This window comes from Neobacillus sp. YIM B06451, from assembly GCF_032667185.1.
Taxonomy (GTDB): domain Bacteria; phylum Bacillota; class Bacilli; order Bacillales; family Cytobacillaceae; genus Bacillus_D.
The window spans coordinates 37,175-55,067 of the sequence record NZ_JAVFKJ010000023.1; the positions used below are offsets into that span (position 1 = coordinate 37,175).

Annotated in this window: 18 protein-coding genes; all 18 read left to right on the forward strand. The window is 47.1% G+C overall.

What is annotated here, in order from left to right; translation table 11 throughout:
* Positions 1–50: 50 nt before the first annotated feature.
* The 18 genes from RB160_RS23095 (at position 51) to lysS (ending at position 17,570) form a co-directional block, all read left to right on the forward strand.
* On the forward strand, positions 51–788 hold the full coding sequence (locus RB160_RS23095) for a VWA domain-containing protein (protein WP_316572804.1): 738 nt from the start codon (positions 51–53) through the stop codon (positions 786–788).
* The gene (locus tag RB160_RS23100; protein WP_316572805.1) at positions 757–1,728 is read left to right on the forward strand and encodes a protein kinase domain-containing protein; all 972 of its coding nucleotides are present in this window, start codon (positions 757–759) and stop codon (positions 1,726–1,728) included. The genes RB160_RS23095 and RB160_RS23100 overlap by 32 nt, the downstream gene beginning before the upstream one ends.
* 134 nt (positions 1,729–1,862) lie before the next feature.
* On the forward strand, positions 1,863–3,272 hold the full coding sequence (gene tilS / locus RB160_RS23105) for a tRNA lysidine(34) synthetase TilS (protein WP_316572806.1): 1,410 nt from the start codon (positions 1,863–1,865) through the stop codon (positions 3,270–3,272).
* Entirely contained in the window at positions 3,273–3,818 is a 546-nt protein-coding gene (hpt, locus tag RB160_RS23110; RefSeq protein WP_316572807.1) for a hypoxanthine phosphoribosyltransferase, read from the forward strand.
* Between the two features lie 106 nt (positions 3,819–3,924).
* Positions 3,925–5,910 (forward strand): ATP-dependent zinc metalloprotease FtsH, encoded by a 1,986-nt coding sequence (ftsH, locus tag RB160_RS23115; protein WP_316572808.1) that lies wholly within the window; start codon positions 3,925–3,927, stop codon positions 5,908–5,910.
* A 223-nt stretch (positions 5,911–6,133) separates the two neighbouring features.
* Entirely contained in the window at positions 6,134–6,922 is a 789-nt protein-coding gene (locus RB160_RS23120; RefSeq protein ID WP_316572809.1) for a type III pantothenate kinase, read from the forward strand.
* 108 nt (positions 6,923–7,030) lie between these two features.
* Complete coding sequence (hslO, locus tag RB160_RS23125; protein WP_316572810.1) at positions 7,031–7,909, forward strand: Hsp33 family molecular chaperone HslO; 879 nt, start codon at positions 7,031–7,033, stop codon at positions 7,907–7,909.
* A 23-nt stretch (positions 7,910–7,932) separates the two neighbouring features.
* Complete coding sequence (locus tag RB160_RS23130; protein ID WP_316572811.1) at positions 7,933–8,817, forward strand: peptidylprolyl isomerase; 885 nt, start codon at positions 7,933–7,935, stop codon at positions 8,815–8,817.
* A 201-nt stretch (positions 8,818–9,018) separates the two neighbouring features.
* Positions 9,019–9,945, forward strand: a complete 927-nt coding sequence (gene cysK / locus RB160_RS23135; RefSeq protein WP_316572812.1) for a cysteine synthase A — start codon at positions 9,019–9,021, stop codon at positions 9,943–9,945.
* A gap of 80 nt (positions 9,946–10,025) precedes the next feature.
* Entirely contained in the window at positions 10,026–11,459 is a 1,434-nt protein-coding gene (locus RB160_RS23140; protein WP_396954770.1) for an anthranilate synthase component I family protein, read from the forward strand.
* Positions 11,456–12,040, forward strand: a complete 585-nt coding sequence (gene pabA, locus RB160_RS23145; RefSeq protein WP_316572814.1) for an aminodeoxychorismate/anthranilate synthase component II — start codon at positions 11,456–11,458, stop codon at positions 12,038–12,040. The genes RB160_RS23140 and pabA overlap by 4 nt, the downstream gene beginning before the upstream one ends.
* A gap of 2 nt (positions 12,041–12,042) precedes the next feature.
* A complete protein-coding gene (gene pabC, locus RB160_RS23150; RefSeq protein ID WP_316572815.1) occupies positions 12,043–12,918 on the forward strand; it encodes an aminodeoxychorismate lyase in 876 nt (291 codons plus the stop codon).
* Complete coding sequence (gene folP / locus RB160_RS23155; protein WP_316572816.1) at positions 12,915–13,757, forward strand: dihydropteroate synthase; 843 nt, start codon at positions 12,915–12,917, stop codon at positions 13,755–13,757. Before pabC ends, folP begins: the two co-directional genes overlap by 4 nt.
* On the forward strand, positions 13,750–14,109 hold the full coding sequence (gene folB / locus RB160_RS23160; RefSeq protein WP_316572817.1) for a dihydroneopterin aldolase: 360 nt from the start codon (positions 13,750–13,752) through the stop codon (positions 14,107–14,109). The genes folP and folB overlap by 8 nt, the downstream gene beginning before the upstream one ends.
* Entirely contained in the window at positions 14,109–14,639 is a 531-nt protein-coding gene (folK, locus tag RB160_RS23165; RefSeq protein WP_316572818.1) for a 2-amino-4-hydroxy-6-hydroxymethyldihydropteridine diphosphokinase, read from the forward strand. The genes folB and folK overlap by 1 nt, the downstream gene beginning before the upstream one ends.
* A complete protein-coding gene (locus tag RB160_RS23170; RefSeq protein ID WP_316572819.1) occupies positions 14,591–14,800 on the forward strand; it encodes a helix-turn-helix domain-containing protein in 210 nt (69 codons plus the stop codon). The genes folK and RB160_RS23170 overlap by 49 nt, the downstream gene beginning before the upstream one ends.
* 29 nt (positions 14,801–14,829) lie before the next feature.
* Complete coding sequence (gene dusB / locus RB160_RS23175; protein ID WP_316572820.1) at positions 14,830–15,828, forward strand: tRNA dihydrouridine synthase DusB; 999 nt, start codon at positions 14,830–14,832, stop codon at positions 15,826–15,828.
* A gap of 257 nt (positions 15,829–16,085) precedes the next feature.
* Positions 16,086–17,570 carry a lysine--tRNA ligase gene (gene lysS, locus RB160_RS23180; RefSeq protein WP_316572821.1) on the forward strand — a complete coding sequence of 495 codons (1,485 nt, stop codon included), beginning with the start codon at positions 16,086–16,088 and terminating at the stop codon, positions 17,568–17,570.
* Positions 17,571–17,893 lie beyond the last annotated feature (323 nt).

Sequence of the window (17,893 nt, forward strand, 5' to 3'; positions counted from 1 at the left end):
CCTCCATTCAGTCGAAAATGGTACTATTTAACGAATGGAGGAGATGTAGGATGAAGACCGGGAAAATAAAGCAGCTTCTTGTGATTACGGACGGCTGTTCAAATCAGGGGGAAGACCCTGTCGCAATGGCGGCGCTTGCGAAAGAGCAGGGGATTACGGTCAATGTCATCGGAGTTATTGATAAGGATACAATTGATGGCCAAGGAATAAGGGAAATCGAAGGAATCGCCATGTCCGGAGGCGGAGTGAGCCAGATAGTCTATTCCGAACAGCTTTCGCAAACAGTTCAAATGGTAACCAGGAAAGCCATGACCCAAACGTTGCAAGGGGTAGTAAATCGGGAATTGAGGCAAATTCTCGGAAGTTCGAAAACACTTGAAGATCTACCCCCGGAAAAAAGGGGTGAAGTCCTAGAGGTTGTTGATGAACTTGGGGAGTCTGTAGACCTTGAGGTCATTGTCCTTGTCGATGTAAGTGCGAGCATGAAGCATAAATTGCCGACAGTCAAGGAAGCACTCCTCGACCTCTCTATAAGCCTGAATGCACGTTCGGGAAAAAATCTATTTTCGGTTCTAGTATTTCCCGGGAAAAGAGGAGAAACGGACCGGATTCTGGAATGGACACCGCGGCTAGAATCGATTAGTACCATCTTTCCAATGCTGGCAGCCGGAGGGATTACTCCGACTGGCCCGGCTATCCGCGAGGCAATCCATCTGTTCAATGAAAACAGTGCGCTAAGGAGAATTTTGTCAGAAAATGATGAATCCTTCCTCGAAGAATCCATGTAGGTTTAGGCCCGGGACAGCTTTATCCGGGAAGTGGCATAGAAAAGAATATGTCATTTTGAAAGAATTGGGCAATGGGGCAAATGGTGTCGTATATCTGGTGAAAAGCGGCAACAGGGAAGCCGCTTTAAAAATCAGCGGCAATAGTATGTCCATTACTTCAGAGGTAAATGTCCTAAAGTCTTTTATGAAGGCCCGGGGCCAAGCCCTTGGGCCATTGTTGCTTGATGTTGATGATTGGATTGCTCCGGAAGGGATGTTCAGTTTTTATGTAATGGAATACATAAAAGGGCCAGGGCTTCAGCAATTCCTTTTTCAAAAAGGCAAAGAATGGATGCACGTCCTTTTGCTACAGTTATTGAATGATTTGCACCTGCTTCACCAAAATGGATGGGTGTTTGGCGACTTGAAGCCAGAAAACTTGATTGTTGCAGGTCCGCCCCCAAAAATTCGCTGCATCGACGTAGGTGGAACGACAATGATTGGAAGAGCCATAAAAGAATACACTGAATTTTATGACCGGGGGTATTGGGGACTTGGAACTAGGAAAGCAGAGCCGTCCTATGATTTGTTTGCTGTGGCGATGATTATGGTAGCAGCCGCTTACAAGGGGAGCTTCCGCAAAGCAGAGGGAGGAATTGGGCAGCTGCTTGGGGCAATCCGAAATAAGGAAGAGCTTAGGCCTTATGAACCGATGCTTACAAATGCCCTCCAGGGGAAATACTCCTCAGCCCAGGAGATGAGGGACGCTTTGCTCGGATGCATAGCCCCGATGCGGCCTAAAAGCGGAGAACCTGGAAGTACGCCACCAGCAGCGGGAAGGCCGATAAGCAGGCAAACCCCTATGAAAAGAAAAAAACGCAGTGAAAAAAAAGAAACCTTTTTTGTTATTTCAATCATGGCGCTTCTTTATTTTGTCTATATTGTTGTACAATTAACCTAACTGTCTTCTCCCCTTCTTCTTTAAAAAAAATTGTAAAAAAACCGGGAGAAATGAAACTTTTATTCATTTTAATCGTATAAAACAAAGCTGCCGCCTTAGGCGGGAATAATCATTTAACTTAAGGAAGAATGAGCATGCTTGAGGATAAAACAGAGGCGATTTTGAAAAGGAAATCGATATCCCTAGAGGGATCCCACGTCCTTGTGGGGGTTTCCGGCGGGCCCGACTCCATGGCTTTGCTCCACTATTTGTGGAAAAAAAAGAAGCCTTTGGGGATGGAACTTGCCGCGGCCCATGTGGACCACATGTTCCGGGGGGATGAATCGCTTGATGACGCTTTTTTTGTAAAAGGTTTTTGCGAAGAGCGCGGGATACCGTTTGAGATGGAGAGGGCCAATGTTCCCGAAATAATCAGGAAAACCGGAAAAAACCCACAGGAAGCAGCGCGGGATGCACGCTATCGTTTTTTTCAGGACCAGATGAAGGAACATGGGTATACCTTCCTGGCGCTGGCCCACCACGGAGATGACCAGATGGAGACAATCCTGATGAGGCTGACCCGCGGAAGCACTGGAAGGGGCCGGGCTGGCATCCCGTTTATGAGGCCTTTCGAGGGCGGGATGATCATCCGTCCGTTTCTCGGAGCGTCCCGGGAGGATATTATTGATTATTGCCAGAGGAAAGGTATCGATTTCCGGATTGACCCGAGCAATGAAAAAGATGTCTATAGCAGGAACCGCTTCAGAAAGACAATCCTTCCTTTTTTAAAAAGTGAAAATCCTCTTGTACATGAACATTTTCAACGTTATAGCGAAGAGACGGAAAGCGATGAAGCGTTTTTGGAGGAATTAGCGGCGAGCCGGATGGTTACAGTAATAAAAAGCAGGGAAAGAGGGAAAGTAGTTATAGATACACTGGCTTTTCTTGGTATGCCAATGCCTTTACAAAGAAGAGGGATTCAACTAATATTAAACTATCTTTATGCAGGAAGGCATACGTCTTTGGCTGCCGTACATATTGATCAAGCTATTTCCTTGCTGAACCATCCTCATCCATCCGGAAATCTTGATTTCCCCGGCGGGTTGACTGTCACCCGATCCTACTCCGAGTGTATTTTCCATTTTGGGCGTCTTGAGAAAATGCAATTCAGGATTGAAATGCACGGGCCTGGAAAAGTTGCTCTGCCAAATGGAGATGTCATTTCCATTGAATGGGCCACAAGTGTTGAACAGGGGGCCGGGCAAGGGTGCGCGTATTTGCCTGCAGCGGAAACATCATTCCCGCTTATCATCCGTACGAAGGAAAATGGTGACAGGATGACGCTGAAGGGAATGGAAGGCACTAGAAAACTGAAAGACATTTTTATTGATAACAAGGTACCGATTTCCGAGAGGAAAACGTGGCCTGTCATAACGGATAGCACTGGCCGGATCGTCTGGCTGCCTGGGCTCAAAAAATCCGCCCTTGATTCTGCCGGAAATCCGGAAGAAGGCTATCTGAAGCTTTTATATATCAAGGAACCAACATCTGGGGGGCACATGTGAATGAGAAATGATATTGAGAAAATCCTGGTCACCGAAGAAGAAATCCAAGAGAAAATCAAGGAACTCGGAGCCCGTTTGACAGAGGATTACCAGGACAAATTTCCACTGGCAATCGGTGTGTTAAAAGGCGCGATGCCTTTTATGGGTGATCTCCTGAAAAAAATGGATTGCTATCTTGAAATGGATTTTATGGACGTTTCCAGCTATGGAAATTCGACGGTTTCTTCCGGTGAAGTGAAAATTTTGAAGGACCTCGATACTTCCGTGGAAGGAAGGGATCTGTTGATTATTGAGGATATCATCGACAGCGGCCTGACACTTAGTTATCTTGTTGAATTATTCCGCTACAGGAAGGCAAATTCCATTAAAATTGTCACTTTGCTTGACAAACCGACCGGGAGAAAGGTAGATATAAGCGCGGACTATGTTGGTTTCCAAGTTCCGGATGCCTTTGTTGTCGGCTATGGACTGGACTATATTGAAAGATATCGGAACCTTCCTTATATCGGGGTTTTGAAGCCGGAAGTGTACAACAAGGCGGAATAGGCAAAACTATAGTGAACCAGGCGGCATTCAAGCACTATTGTTGAAGCGGTATCGTCATTATGTTACTATTTTATATACTGTTTTCCACCGTGGGAGGAGGTAAGGGATGAATCGGATTTTCCGCAACACCATCTTTTATTTATTGATATTTTTAGTCATTATTGGCGTAGTCAGTTTCTTTAATGGAAACAATGAGCCAACAGATAATATATCGTATGACCAATTTATTTCGCATCTGGAAAAGAAAGAAATAAAATCGGTCACGCTGCAGCCTGAGCGGGGCGTATATGAAGTCCGTGGCCAGCTTGAAAATGCCGACAAGGACAAGTTTTTCCTGACTTATGTCCCGAATAGCGAACGGATGCTTAGCCGGATTGATGAGGCGGTTCCAGATATGAAGATTGAGACAATGCCTGCAAAAGAAACGAGCGGCTGGGTCACATTCTTTACATCCATCATTCCGTTTGTGATCATTTTCATCCTATTCTTCTTCCTGCTTAACCAGGCGCAGGGCGGCGGAAGCCGTGTCATGAACTTTGGTAAAAGCAAGGCAAGACTTTACAACGATGAAAAGAAAAAAGTCCGCTTCAAGGATGTCGCTGGAGCGGATGAAGAAAAGCAGGAACTCGTAGAAGTAGTTGAATTCCTGAAGGATCCACGCAAATTCTCCGAGCTTGGCGCGCGGATTCCAAAAGGCGTCCTGCTTGTCGGCCCTCCGGGAACTGGTAAAACGTTGCTTGCCCGGGCGGTAGCCGGGGAAGCCGGTGTACCGTTTTTCTCAATTAGCGGATCCGATTTCGTTGAAATGTTCGTCGGGGTGGGTGCATCCCGTGTACGCGATTTATTTGAAACCGCAAAGAAAAATGCCCCGTGTATCATCTTTATCGATGAGATTGATGCTGTGGGACGCCAGCGTGGCGCAGGCCTTGGCGGCGGCCATGATGAGCGTGAGCAAACCTTGAACCAGTTGCTTGTTGAAATGGACGGCTTTGGAGCCAATGAAGGAATTATTATCGTAGCGGCAACGAACCGCCCTGATATCCTTGATCCGGCGCTTCTCCGTCCGGGACGTTTTGACCGCCAGATTACGGTTGACCGTCCGGATGTAAAGGGCAGGGAAGCGGTCCTTAAGGTCCATGCGCGTAACAAGCCACTTGATGAGTCTGTTAATCTTAAAGCAATAGCGATGCGGACTCCGGGCTTTTCCGGCGCAGATCTTGAGAACCTGTTGAACGAGGCGGCACTTGTGGCGGCCCGCTCGAATAAAAAGAAAATCGATATGGTGGATATTGACGAGGCAACCGACCGGGTCATTGCGGGACCGGCCAAAAAAAGCCGGGTTATTTCCGAAAAGGAACGCAGGATTGTCGCTTTCCACGAAGCTGGGCATACAGTCATCGGCGTCATGCTCGATGAAGCTGAAATGGTCCACAAGGTAACGATTGTCCCGCGTGGGCAGGCTGGCGGATATGCAGTCATGCTTCCTAAGGAAGACCGCTATTTCATGACAAAACCTGAGCTTCTTGATAAAATTACTGGACTCCTGGGCGGCCGTGTCGCTGAGGAAATCGTATTCGGCGAAGTAAGTACTGGGGCGCATAACGACTTCCAAAGGGCGACCGGAATCGCGAGGAAAATGGTTACCGAATACGGCATGAGTGACAAGCTCGGGCCGCTGCAGTTCGGCCAACCGCAGGGCGGACAGGTATTCCTTGGGCGCGACCTTCACAATGAACAAAACTATTCCGACAAGATCGCTTATGAGATTGATATGGAGATCCAAAACTTCATTAAACAGTCTTATGAACGTGCGAAGCAGATTTTAACGGAAAACCGTGACAAGCTCGACCTAATTGCCAATACGCTGCTTGAAGTGGAAACACTCGATGCTGACGATATCAAGCACCTGGTCGATCATGGAAGGCTTCCGGACGGGAAAGTTCCCGCTAACTCTACCCCTGCCGAAATCAAGAGCACACTTGATGATGTGATTATCAACATCTCCGGCAAAAAGGAAGAGGAAAGCAATTCGGGGACTCCAAAATCAAATCTGCTCAAGCCTGAAGAAAATCAGGATGAGGATAATAAATAATTCAAATTTAGGGCACCGCCTATCCGCGCGGTGCCCTTCTTAATTTACAAGGTTGAGCCAGCCGGGAATAATTTTATGCAGAATGTGGCTCTTTGCCTTTTCTTTCCCGAAACGGTTTGTGATATGATGTTTTCAGTAAACTTGCAACCTTGGGCAACGGGGGCAATCCCGGCAATATTGGGGGCTTTCGGTCCTGGTTACATTCCATGGAGTGGTGAGTGAATTGATTTTCGTATTTGATGTTGGAAATACAAATATCGTTTTAGGGGTATATAAAGGGGAGGAACTCCTCCACCATTGGCGGATTGAAACGAACCGAAACAGGTCTGAAGACGAGTATGGAATGCTGATTAAATCTCTATTTGACCATTCCGGCCTATCTTTTGGAGATATTGAAGGAATCATTATTTCCTCCGTTGTTCCCCCGATTATGTTTTCGCTTGAAAGGATGTGTACGAAGTATTTTAAACTAAAACCATTGATTGTTGGCCCTGGCATTAAGACGGGCCTTGACATAAAGTATGAAAATCCGAGGGAAGTAGGAGCCGACAGGATTGTGAATGCGGTCGGGGCTATCCACGAATACGGGAGTCCGCTCATTATCGTCGACTTCGGTACAGCAACGACCTATTGCTATGTAAACGAGCAGAAGCAATATATGGGCGGGGCAATTGCACCCGGTGTGGGCATTTCGACAGAAGCGCTTTATTCGCGGGCGGCAAAACTCCCGCGGATTGAAATAGCCAGGCCGGAAGGGATCATCGGCAAAAACACGGTTGCAGCGATGCAAGCGGGTATAGTGTACGGGTATGTCGGACAGGTTGAAGGGATCGTCAAGCGGATGATTGCCAACAGCTCCAAAGTTCCGACCGTCATTGCAACGGGCGGCCTATCCAATCTCATTGCTGAGGAATCGAAAATCATTGACATTGTCGATCCGTTTTTGACTTTAAAAGGGCTTCACTTAATCTATAAGCGGAATATGGATACACTAAACAAGCATGATTCATAAAATTGTCCCGGGTCGGCAAGCTGGCGGCGGCGGGATTCTATCACTGGGGACTTGCATGTTAGCAGAGGCCAATTCCACGAAAACGGACACCGAGAAAGGAGCGGAAAGATGAGTGACTATCTAGTAAAAGCGCTTGCCTATGACGGGCAAATCAGGGCCTACGCTGTGAGAAGCACGGAAGCCGTGGCAGAAGCGCAACGGAGGCATTATACATGGCCCACAGCTTCGGCGGCACTTGGCAGGGCAATGACAGCTGGCTTAATGATGGGTGCCATGCTAAAGGGCGAAGACAAATTGACAATTAAAATAGAGGGTGGAGGCCCTATAGGGAATATATTGGTCGATAGCAATGCGAAAGGGTCTGTGAGAGGCTATGTAAGCAATCCGCAAACCCATTTCGACCTGAATGAACACGGCAAGCTCGATGTGCGGCGGGCGGTAGGAACAGACGGCACTCTTACAGTTGTAAAGGACCTAGGGCTGAGGGATTTCTTCAGCGGGTCGGTCCCTCTCGTATCAGGGGAACTGGGTGAAGATTTTACTTACTACTTTGCGTCCTCTGAACAGGTTCCATCCTCTGTTGGCGTTGGTGTCCTTGTCAACCCGGACAACAGCATTTTGGCTGCGGGCGGATTTATTTTTCAGCTCATGCCAGGAACTGGCGATGAAACAATTTCCCTGATTGAGGAACGTTTAAAAACGATTACGCCTATTTCAAAAATGATCCAGCAAGGGCTTACGCCTGAAGAAATACTCGAGGAGTTGTTTGGAAAGGACGAGGTGGCCATCCTCGAAAAGATGCCAGTCCGTTTTGAATGCACGTGCTCAAAGGAACGATTTGCGGATGCAATTGTGTCCCTAGGCCAGTCGGAAATTACGGACATGATAGAAGAGGATGGGATGGCCGAAGCCCACTGCCATTTTTGCAATGAAAAATACCATTTTTCTAAAGAAGAGCTTGAGGCGCTAAATAAAGAAGCGAAGTAAGGCTTGTATCCGGGAGAGGGAAAATGAAAACAAGGGAATTGTGGTTGGTAATCGCCGCTCTTGTTGTCCTGAATGGGTTGACTATCTTTTACTTTCTGTCCAAATCGGAAACAGCTTCCGGTTTTCTTAAGGATGGAGAAACGGTCGCGACTGTAGGAAAGGACAGCATTTCGAGAGAAGAATGGCTGAACGAGATGGAGGCGCGTTACGGTAAAGATACACTCAGGGATCTGATTGACAGGAAAGTCATCAGCCAGATGGCCAAGAAATACAATATCACCGTGCCAAAGGCAGACGTGGAAAGAGAGCTACGGATGTTCCAAACTGCATATGGCGGCTCGTCTTCAACCAAAAGCGACGATTTGGAGAAATGGGAAAAGCAAATCGAGCTTTCGCTATTGCTGGAGGAAATTTTAACAAAGGATGCGGTTGTATCCGAAGCTGAAATAAAAAGCTTTTATGATAAAAACAAAAGCCTTTATGATGTACCGGCCGCGTACCACCTATCCCACATCGTAATGAAAACAAAGGAAGAAGCCGAGCAGGCTATTAAGGAGCTAGAAGGCGGTTCCGGCTTCGAAACGCTGGCAAGGGAAAGGTCCGAGGATGAATTTACAGCCGCAGAAGGTGGAGATATCGGCTTTATCCAGGAGGGTGATGAGCGCTTCCCTCCGGAATATAGTGTAACCGCTCAAAAGCTTGAGGATGGCAAATGGAGCAAACCCATTAAAATCAACGAGGGTTATGCGATTCTAAAGCTTCATGAGAAAATAGCCGGAAAAAAATACTCCTTCAAAGAAGTAAAAGATGAAATCCGCAGGCAAATTGCCCTTGCCCAACTCGGAACGCCTCCGTCCGCGGCTGCCCTATGGGAGGAAGCGGGAGTCAAATGGTTTTTTGAAAAATAGAACGGACAGTCGGAACCCGTTTCTCATTTTTAAAAATATATTCTTCAAGATTGGGAAAGGCTTTGCATACATTGGCTATGCGAAGCCTTTTTTTGTTTTTTGGAATTGGATTTGGGGAAACTAAAATATTGACAGTTTCCAGGTAAATTGCTACATTCTATATAAAACCAATAAAAATACTCGGATTAAGGAGTGGGACGAATGGCACGTATCGCGAACTCGATTGCCGACCTCGTGGGCAATACCCCTATAGTCAAGCTGAACCGGATTGTTGGGGAAGACAGCGCGGAAGTTTTTTTAAAGCTGGAATACATGAATCCAGGAAGCAGTGTTAAGGACCGAATTGCCTTGGCAATGATTGAAGCCGCTGAAGAAAAGGGCGAATTAAAGGCTGGCGATACGATCATCGAACCAACGAGCGGAAATACAGGCATTGGCCTGGCAATGATTGCTGCCGCAAAAGGCTATAAGACTATTCTGGTAATGCCAGAAACAATGAGCATGGAGCGCCGCAACCTGCTCCGCGCCTATGGGGCGGAACTCGTATTGACGCCTGGACCGGAAGGCATGGGCGGGGCAATCCGCAAGGCCGAAGAGCTGGCAAAGGAAAACGGTTATTTCATGCCGCAACAATTCAAGAACGAGGCAAACCCGGAAGTGCACAGGAGGACAACCGGAAAAGAAATTGTCGAGCAAATGGGCAGCCAGCTGGATGGGTTTATTTCGGGGATTGGAACCGGCGGTACGGTTACGGGCGCGGGCGAGGTGCTCCGTGAGGCTTACCCTGACATTAAAATTTATGCAGTAGAGCCGTCCGATTCACCTGTCCTTTCAGGCGGAAAACCAGGCCCGCATAAAATCCAGGGAATCGGCGCGGGGTTTGTGCCGGATATTCTGGATACAAATATTTATGATGAAATTATCCAGGTTGAAAACGAGCAGGCGTTTGAGTATGCCCGCCGTGCGGCAAAGGAAGAAGGAATTCTCGGCGGCATTTCTTCCGGCGCGGCCATTTATGCGGCACTAAAGGTTGCCAAAGAACTTGGAAAAGGCAAAAAAGTCCTGGCGATCATTCCGAGCAATGGCGAGCGTTACCTGAGCACCCCTCTTTACCAGTTTGAAGCATAATACAATTTGTTTATAAGCATGCGCCCAATTTGCGGCTCATGCTTTTTTCATTGGCTTACTTCTTGTATGATGTAGAAGACATGGGAAAATGGGAGTGGATTACTTTGGGGAAAAACGTCCATATAAAAAAAATCAACTTATCCGTGGATAAGTTTTTTCAGAAATATAAACAAATTTCCAATGAAACAGGACATCACGTCCTGCTTGAAAGCGGCCGAGGCGGACGTTACAGCATTGCGGCCTTTCACCCTTACGCAATCGCCAGGTCCAATGGCTGGAACCGCCTTGAAATCATTGAAGAAGGAAAGCCTATGGCTGTGGTGGAAGGAAACCCGCTTCACGGGCTGAAAAAATACATGGCCGAAACCAAAATTAAAGGCGAGTCCCCGCTGCCACTTTCCACTGGCGGGGCGGTTGGATACATAAGCTATGACTATGCAAGGTATGTTGAAACACTTCCGAATATGGCAAAGGATGAGCTTCTCGTACCTGACGTGTATTTCCTGCTTCATAACGAATGGTTTGTCTTCGATTTGCATGAAAACATTTTGAGTATGTGCTTCCTTTATGACGGGGAAGACACTGAAGGCCTCACGGAGCGTGTACGGGAATGGGAGGGAAGGTGGAACCAAGCAAGCGCTGTTTCGAGTAAACAGCCAGAAACCGTGCCTGCTCAAGAAAGGGAAGTTTCCATAGGGGAAACGGATTTTATGGCTGCGGTTGAAACGGTGAGGGAATACATTGCGCAAGGAGATGTGTTTCAGGTAAACCTTTCTGTCAGACAGACGAAGCCAATCGGCATTCCGGCGCTCCAGGTTTATGAAAAACTGCGGGAAGTCAATCCATCCCCGTATATGGGCTATTTCCATACTCCTGAATTCCAGCTCGTAAGCGGTTCGCCGGAACTTCTAGTCAAAAAACTAGGGGAAGAAATCAGTACCCGGCCAATTGCGGGCACAAGGTCCCGGGGCCGGGACGAAGAAGAGGACCAGCTTCTTGCGAATGAATTGATCGGAAGCGAAAAAGAACGCGCGGAGCATGTGATGCTCGTTGACCTTGAACGGAATGACCTCGGCAGGGTCAGCGCTTACGGAACCGTAGAAGTCAATGAGTTCATGGTTATTGAAAAATATTCCCATGTTATGCACATTGTCTCGAATGTTCGGGGCCGAATTTCCCAAGATAAGGACGGATTCGACTTGATTGATGCCGTATTCCCGGGAGGCACCATTACTGGAGCGCCAAAGGTAAGGACGATGGAGATTATTGAAGAACTTGAACCGTCGAGGCGGGGCCCGTATACGGGATCACTGGGATGGATTGGCTTTAACGGAGACTTGGAACTGAACATCATGATTCGAACGATGCTCGTAAAAGATGGACAAGCACATGTCCAGGCAGGTGCCGGCATTGTCATTGATTCTAACCCGAAATACGAATATAAAGAGTCTTTGAAAAAGGCCAGGGCGCTTTGGAAGGCAAAAGAGCTTGCGGAAACAGGTGATAGCAAATGATCTATATGATTGATAACTTTGATTCCTTTACCTTCAATCTTGTTCAATATTTGGGTGAGCTGGGGGAAGAGCTGGTTGTAAAACGGAATGATGAAGTTACATTGGAGGATATCGAACGGGCCAACCCTTCCATTTTAATGATTTCACCGGGCCCTTGCAGCCCGAATGAGGCCGGAATCAGCCTCGAGGCAATTTCCCATTTTGCCGGCAAGGTTCCCATCTTTGGGGTTTGCCTTGGACATCAGGCGATCGCCCAGGTGTTTGGGGGAGACGTCATCCGGGCGGAAAGGCTAATGCATGGAAAAACCTCGCCCATCCACCATGATGGGAAGACGATTTTTAAAGGAATTCCAAGTCCGTTTGAGGCGACCCGCTACCATTCCCTAATCGTTAAAAGGGAAACGTTTCCCGACTGCCTAGAGGTTTCCGGTTGGACGGAAGAGGGAGAAATCATGGCGCTCCGCCATAAAACGCTGGCGATAGAAGGAGTCCAATTCCATCCTGAATCGATCATGACAGGCCCGGGGAAACAGTTGCTCGCCAATTTTGTCGCGGTACACTCCCGAAAAGTAGGTAACTAGACATGTATATTTGGCAGAATGGCAGGCTTGTTAAAAAGGAAGAGGCGTCAATCAGCCCATTTGACCATGGCTTTCTTTATGGGGTGGGGCTCTTCGAAACCTTCAGGGTCTACGGGGGCCATTGCTTTTTGTTGGATGACCATCTAGAAAGGCTGAATGCGGGACTTGAACTACTTCAGATTGAAAAAAAAGTAACCCGCGTCGAAGCGGAAGGAGCTGTTAAATCGCTCCTGGAAGCAAATGGCTATTTGGATGCCTATATCCGACTTAATGTTTCAGCCGGGACTGGGGAAATCGGCCTTCGCTCAGAACCCTACGATTCTCCGGAAATGCTTATCTTCTCCAAGCCGCTCCCTCCGGCTACCCAGCTGCAGGAAAAGGGCGGAAAAATCCTGTCTCTCAACAGGAATACGCCCGAGGGGCTCGAACGGCTAAAATCACATCATTATTTGAACAATCTACTCGCCTGGCGGGAAATCCGCCACTCTCCCGGTGTTGAAGGAATATTCCTGACAAGGGAGGGCTATGTTGCCGAGGGGATTGTCTCAAATGTATTTTGGGCCAAACAAGGTATCCTCTATACCCCATCGGTACACACGGGAATCCTAAATGGGATTACTCGCCAGTTTGTGATGGGATTGGCTGAAAAATCGGGCATAGAGGTCCGCCAAGGCCTTTATCTTCTTCAGGACCTTTATGAGGCGGACGAAGTATTTTTCACGAACTCAATCCAGGAAATCGTTGCATGCCCGAGAATTGGAGATGCTAATTTCGAAGGTTTGAATGGAAAACTGGCTGGCTTTTTACACAGGAGGTATGCTGAAGGCCGGAGTTCGTTTTACAGTAGAAGTGAAATAAGATTGGAGGACTATATATGAACAACGAAAATGGAAAAATCATCTGTGGAAACCATGTCCTTGATTACGAAAAAAAGACAATTGTGATGGGAATATTGAATGTGACCCCGGATTCATTCTCTGACGGCGGAAAATTCAACGCTGCGGACCGTGCGGTTGCCCGTGCCCGTGAAATGATCGAACACGGGGCCGACATTATCGACATTGGCGGGGAATCAACCCGTCCTGGGCACGAACCTGTTTCCCTTGAAGAAGAACTAGACAGGGTCATCCCGATTATCGAACTCCTCTCAAAGGAAATTGATGTCCCGATTTCGGTAGATACGTACAAAGCAGAGGTTGCGAGGCAGTCACTAAAGGCAGGCGCCCATATCATTAATGATATTTGGGGAGCCAAGGCTGAGCCGGATATCGCGAAAGCAGCTGCCGAGTTCAATGCGCCAATCATTCTTATGCACAACCGTGACAACCGCGACTATGAATTTTTCACCCGTGATGTGTTTTGGGATCTGTATGAAAGCATCCGGATTGCGAAAGAAGCAGGGGTAAAGGATTCACAGATCATTCTTGATCCGGGGATTGGCTTTGCCAAGGACTTAAAGGAAAACATTGAAATGATGCAGAACCTTGACACGCTTGTGGCATTGGGCTATCCCGTCCTGCTTGGAACATCACGCAAAAGATTTATCGGTACGGTCCTTGATCTGCCGCCTGAAGACAGGATGGAAGGAACGGGGGCAACCGTTTGCTATGGAATCCAGAAGGGTTGCCAGATAATCCGCATCCATGATGTGAAGGAAATGGCAAGGATGGCAAAAATGATGGATGCTTTAATGGGGAAGGGGAATGCGGATGGATAAGATTTACGTAAATAAAATGGAATTTTACGGGTATCATGGCGTTTTTCCTGAAGAAACCAAATTGGGGCAGCGATTTATCGTTGATCTTTTGGTCGGCCTCGATTTAGCTACGGCCGGTAAGACGGATGAACTAGGAGCATCTGTTAACTATGCAGACCTATACCGGGTCTCCAAGGAAATCGTTGAAGGTGAGCCATATAAGTTGATAGAAGCGGTTGCCGAAAGAATCGCATCAAGAATTCTTGAAGAATTTTCGCTAGTTGAGGAAGCTACAGTCAAGGTCATTAAGCCCGATCCTCCTATACCCGGACATTACGAGTCGGTTGCGGCTGAAGTTACAAGGAGAAGATAATGGTTGAAAATCAGGCATTTCTTTCACTCGGTTCAAATATCGGCGACCGCTTGCAAAACCTGAAGGAAGCCGTCCGCCTGCTGAATAGCCACCCTTCCATAAAAGTGGCAAAATGCTCCTCCATTTATGAAACGGATCCGGTCGGCTACGAGGACCAGGACCTATTTTTAAACATGGTGATTCATCTAACGACGGCATTGTCACCTTCAGATTTGCTGGATGCATGCCTAAAGGCCGAGTTTTCTCTTGGGAGAAAAAGGGAAATTAGGTGGGGACCACGTACAATAGACCTTGACATTCTCCTTTACAACCAAGAAAATATTGAAACAGAGAAGCTTTTTATTCCCCATCCCCGGATGGCGGAACGTGCATTTGTGCTTGTGCCTCTGTATGAGGTTGCCGGAAATATTCATCTTCCAGGCAAAAGCGAACCTCTTGAAGCGTTGGTGGATCGTTTGCCTGATAAAAAAGGAGTACGGATATGGAAGCAGATAAATGGGGAAGGCGGATTCGGGCTTTCAGAAAGTTGAAAGGATATACCCAGGACAGTTTTTCGAAAGAGCTTGGAGTGTCGGTCTCAGTACTAGGTGAGATAGAGAGAGGCAACCGGATGCCGCCTCCTGATTTAATAAGGAGAGCCTCGCAAATTTTGCACGTAAGCATTGAAGATTTAGCTCCCCCCAAGGAGTAAACATATTTTTAGAAAGGAAGGCCGGTACAATGTTGAAAATTGGCGATATTGTCATGAAGAATCCAGTCGTTCTGGCGCCTATGGCCGGTGTTTGCAACTCGGCTTTCCGGCTAACCGTAAAGGAATTTGGCGCCGGCCTTGTCTGCGCTGAAATGGTCAGCGACAAGGGCATCCTTTTCAAGAACGAGAAGACAATGAACATGCTTTATATAGATGAGCGTGAAAAGCCACTCAGCCTCCAGATTTTCGGAGGCGAGAAAGACACGCTGGTCGAGGCCGCAAGATTTGTTGACAAAAATACAAACGCTGACATTATTGATATCAATATGGGATGCCCTGTCCCGAAAATCACGAAATGTGATGCGGGGGCTAGATGGCTTCTTGATCCGGACAAAATTTATGAGATGGTATCCGCTGTTGTCGATGCTGTAGAAAAGCCGGTTACAGTCAAGATGAGGATAGGCTGGGATGAAGAGCATATTTTTGCTGTTAAAAATGCCCGCGCCGTCGAACGAGCCGGCGGCAAGGCCGTCGCTGTCCATGGCCGTACCCGGGTCCAAATGTACGAAGGCAAAGCTAACTGGGATATCATCCGTGAGGTAAAACAGTCGGTTAACATCCCTGTCATAGGGAACGGAGATGTCCAGACCCCTCAGGATGCAAAGAGAATGCTGGAAAAAACAGGTGTCGATGGCGTTATGATTGGGCGCGCTGCTTTGGGGAACCCGTGGATGATTTATCGGACCGTCAAGTATCTTGAGACTGGCGAACTAATGGGCGAACCGTCCGTTCGCGAAAAAATGGATGTGTGTATCCTTCACCTTGACCGCCTGATTGCCTTAAAGAATGAGTATGTCGCTGTCCGCGAAATGCGCAAACACGCGGCCTGGTATTTAAAAGGAGTCAAGGGAAATGCAAAGGTCCGCAATGCGATTAACGAGTGCAATACAAGGGAAGACCTCGTTATGCTTCTAAATGGCCTAGCAGCAGAAGCTGAGGAAAAAGAAATCCAGGCAATCGTCGGTTAAACAGCTTTAACAAAGGCTTGAGGATGGAAAGCCGGAGAAAAAATCCGCAACCGGCCGAGGAGTGAGGGCTGCCAGTGAAAAATCTGGCAGTCTTTGTTGTATTTTTGATATTTTTATTATGTCCCTTACAGGAAGTTTGTGTACAATGGTACTAATGTCTCTTTTTATGCAAAAATGTCTAAACTGCATAAAGGTACTTTAATGATTAAAATTAGCGCGGCACCATGCCGCACTGTATAAATGGGAGCTGATAACAAATGAGCCAAGAGGAATTAAACGACCAGCTGCTGGTCAGAAGGGAAAAAATGAACGAATTGCGCCAGAAGGGAATAGACCCATTCGGCAAAAAATTCGAACGTAATGCAAATGCTAAGTCGTTGATTGAACAGTACGGCGAGATGGAAAAGGAAGAGCTTGAAGCGAAAGAAGTATCCGTTTCCCTGGCAGGACGTGTAATGACAAAACGCGGAAAGGGGAAGGCTGGATTCGCACATATAAAAGATCTGAAAGGCCAAATTCAGATTTATGTCCGGAAGGATGAAGTCGGCGACGATCAATATGACTTATTCAATTCAACTGACCTTGGGGACATCATTGGCGTTGAAGGCACCCTTTTCAAAACACAGGTAGGCGAGCTATCCATAAAAGTAACGGAGTACACCTTCCTGACTAAGGCCCTACGTCCATTGCCTGACAAGTTCCATGGCCTGAAGGATGTTGAACAGCGCTACCGCCAGCGTTACCTTGACCTCATTATGAGTGATGAGAGTAAAGCAACCTTTGTGATGCGAAGCCTAATCCTTCAGTCAATGCGCCGCTACCTTGATGAAAAAGGCTATCTCGAGGTTGAAACTCCGATGATGCATTCAATTGCGGGGGGAGCATCTGCCCGCCCGTTCATCACCCACCACAACGCGCTTGATATGGAATTGTTTATGCGGATAGCGATTGAGCTTCATTTGAAGCGGCTAATTGTCGGCGGCCTGGAAAAAGTATATGAAATCGGCCGCGTTTTCCGGAATGAAGGAGTATCAACAAGGCATAATCCTGAATTTACAATGATTGAATTATATGAAGCCTATGCTGATTACAAGGACATCATGAAACTAACCGAAAACCTGGTTGCCCATGTTGCCAAGGATGTTTTGGGAACGACCGTTATCAAGTATGGCGATTACGAGGTTAATCTTGAACCGGAATGGAAGAGGCTTCATATGGTCGACGCCATTAAGGAATACACAGGGGCCGACTTCTGGAGAGAGATGAGTGTAGAAGAAGCACGTACGCTAGCGAAAGAACACGGCGTTGAAATTACTGAACATATGCAATACGGGCATATTGTTAATGAATTCTTTGAGCAAAAGGTTGAGGAAAAGCTTATTCAGCCTACATTCATTTATGGACATCCAGTGGAGATTTCCCCTCTTGCGAAAAAGAATGATGAAGATCCGCGTTTTACGGATCGGTTTGAATTGTTTATTGTTGCCCGCGAGCATGCGAACGCCTTTACAGAGTTGAATGACCCGATTGACCAAAGGGAGCGTTTCGAAGCACAGCTGAAAGAGCGCGAACAAGGGAATGATGAAGCGCATGAAATGGATGAAGATTTCATTGAAGCGCTTGAGTACGGAATGCCGCCGACAGGCGGACTTGGAATTGGGATTGACAGGCTGGTTATGCTGCTGACCAATTCACCATCCATCCGTGATGTTCTACTATTCCCGCTTATGAGGCATAAATAAAATCGATAACGCCAGTTTCCTTTCCCGGAAGCTGGCGTTTTACTATTTACAACAACTTGGGCTTATATGAGTTCTCCATAAAGTCCCGAGTGAAGTAAAATTGGCAATTTAATCTTATGTGAATTAAAACAAAAAAACTGTTGCAAGGTAACATTAAAGGTGATATATTAATGAGGTTGCTTTGAGGGCAGCAAGCCAACAAGAAAGAAATTAAAAAAACTTGTTGACTTCAGGTTGCTAACCTGATAGACTAATAAAGTCGCCTTTGAGCGACAAGGCAAAAATTGCTCTTTGAAAACTAAACAAACAAGCGTCAACAAACA

Bases quoted from the DNA above. Each gene is read 5' to 3' on its own strand.
- folB (WP_316572817.1), top strand. From the start codon at position 13,750: ATGGATAAGATTTACGTAAATAAAATGGAATTTTACGGGTATCATGGC.
- pabA (WP_316572814.1), top strand. From the start codon at position 11,456: ATGATCTATATGATTGATAACTTTGATTCCTTTACCTTCAATCTTGTT.
- lysS (WP_316572821.1), top strand. From the start codon at position 16,086: ATGAGCCAAGAGGAATTAAACGACCAGCTGCTGGTCAGAAGGGAAAAA.
- cysK (WP_316572812.1), top strand. From the start codon at position 9,019: ATGGCACGTATCGCGAACTCGATTGCCGACCTCGTGGGCAATACCCCT.
- RB160_RS23130 (WP_316572811.1), top strand. From the start codon at position 7,933: ATGAAAACAAGGGAATTGTGGTTGGTAATCGCCGCTCTTGTTGTCCTG.
- ftsH (WP_316572808.1), top strand. From the start codon at position 3,925: ATGAATCGGATTTTCCGCAACACCATCTTTTATTTATTGATATTTTTA.
- dusB (WP_316572820.1), top strand. From the start codon at position 14,830: ATGTTGAAAATTGGCGATATTGTCATGAAGAATCCAGTCGTTCTGGCG.
- folK (WP_316572818.1), top strand. From the start codon at position 14,109: ATGGTTGAAAATCAGGCATTTCTTTCACTCGGTTCAAATATCGGCGAC.
- RB160_RS23100 (WP_316572805.1), top strand. From the start codon at position 757: ATGATGAATCCTTCCTCGAAGAATCCATGTAGGTTTAGGCCCGGGACA.
- hslO (WP_316572810.1), top strand. From the start codon at position 7,031: ATGAGTGACTATCTAGTAAAAGCGCTTGCCTATGACGGGCAAATCAGG.
- tilS (WP_316572806.1), top strand. From the start codon at position 1,863: ATGCTTGAGGATAAAACAGAGGCGATTTTGAAAAGGAAATCGATATCC.
- RB160_RS23095 (WP_316572804.1), top strand. From the start codon at position 51: ATGAAGACCGGGAAAATAAAGCAGCTTCTTGTGATTACGGACGGCTGT.
- pabC (WP_316572815.1), top strand. From the start codon at position 12,043: ATGTATATTTGGCAGAATGGCAGGCTTGTTAAAAAGGAAGAGGCGTCA.
- folP (WP_316572816.1), top strand. From the start codon at position 12,915: ATGAACAACGAAAATGGAAAAATCATCTGTGGAAACCATGTCCTTGAT.
- RB160_RS23170 (WP_316572819.1), top strand. From the start codon at position 14,591: ATGGAAGCAGATAAATGGGGAAGGCGGATTCGGGCTTTCAGAAAGTTG.
- hpt (WP_316572807.1), top strand. From the start codon at position 3,273: ATGAGAAATGATATTGAGAAAATCCTGGTCACCGAAGAAGAAATCCAA.
- RB160_RS23140 (WP_396954770.1), top strand. From the start codon at position 10,026: ATGGGAAAATGGGAGTGGATTACTTTGGGGAAAAACGTCCATATAAAA.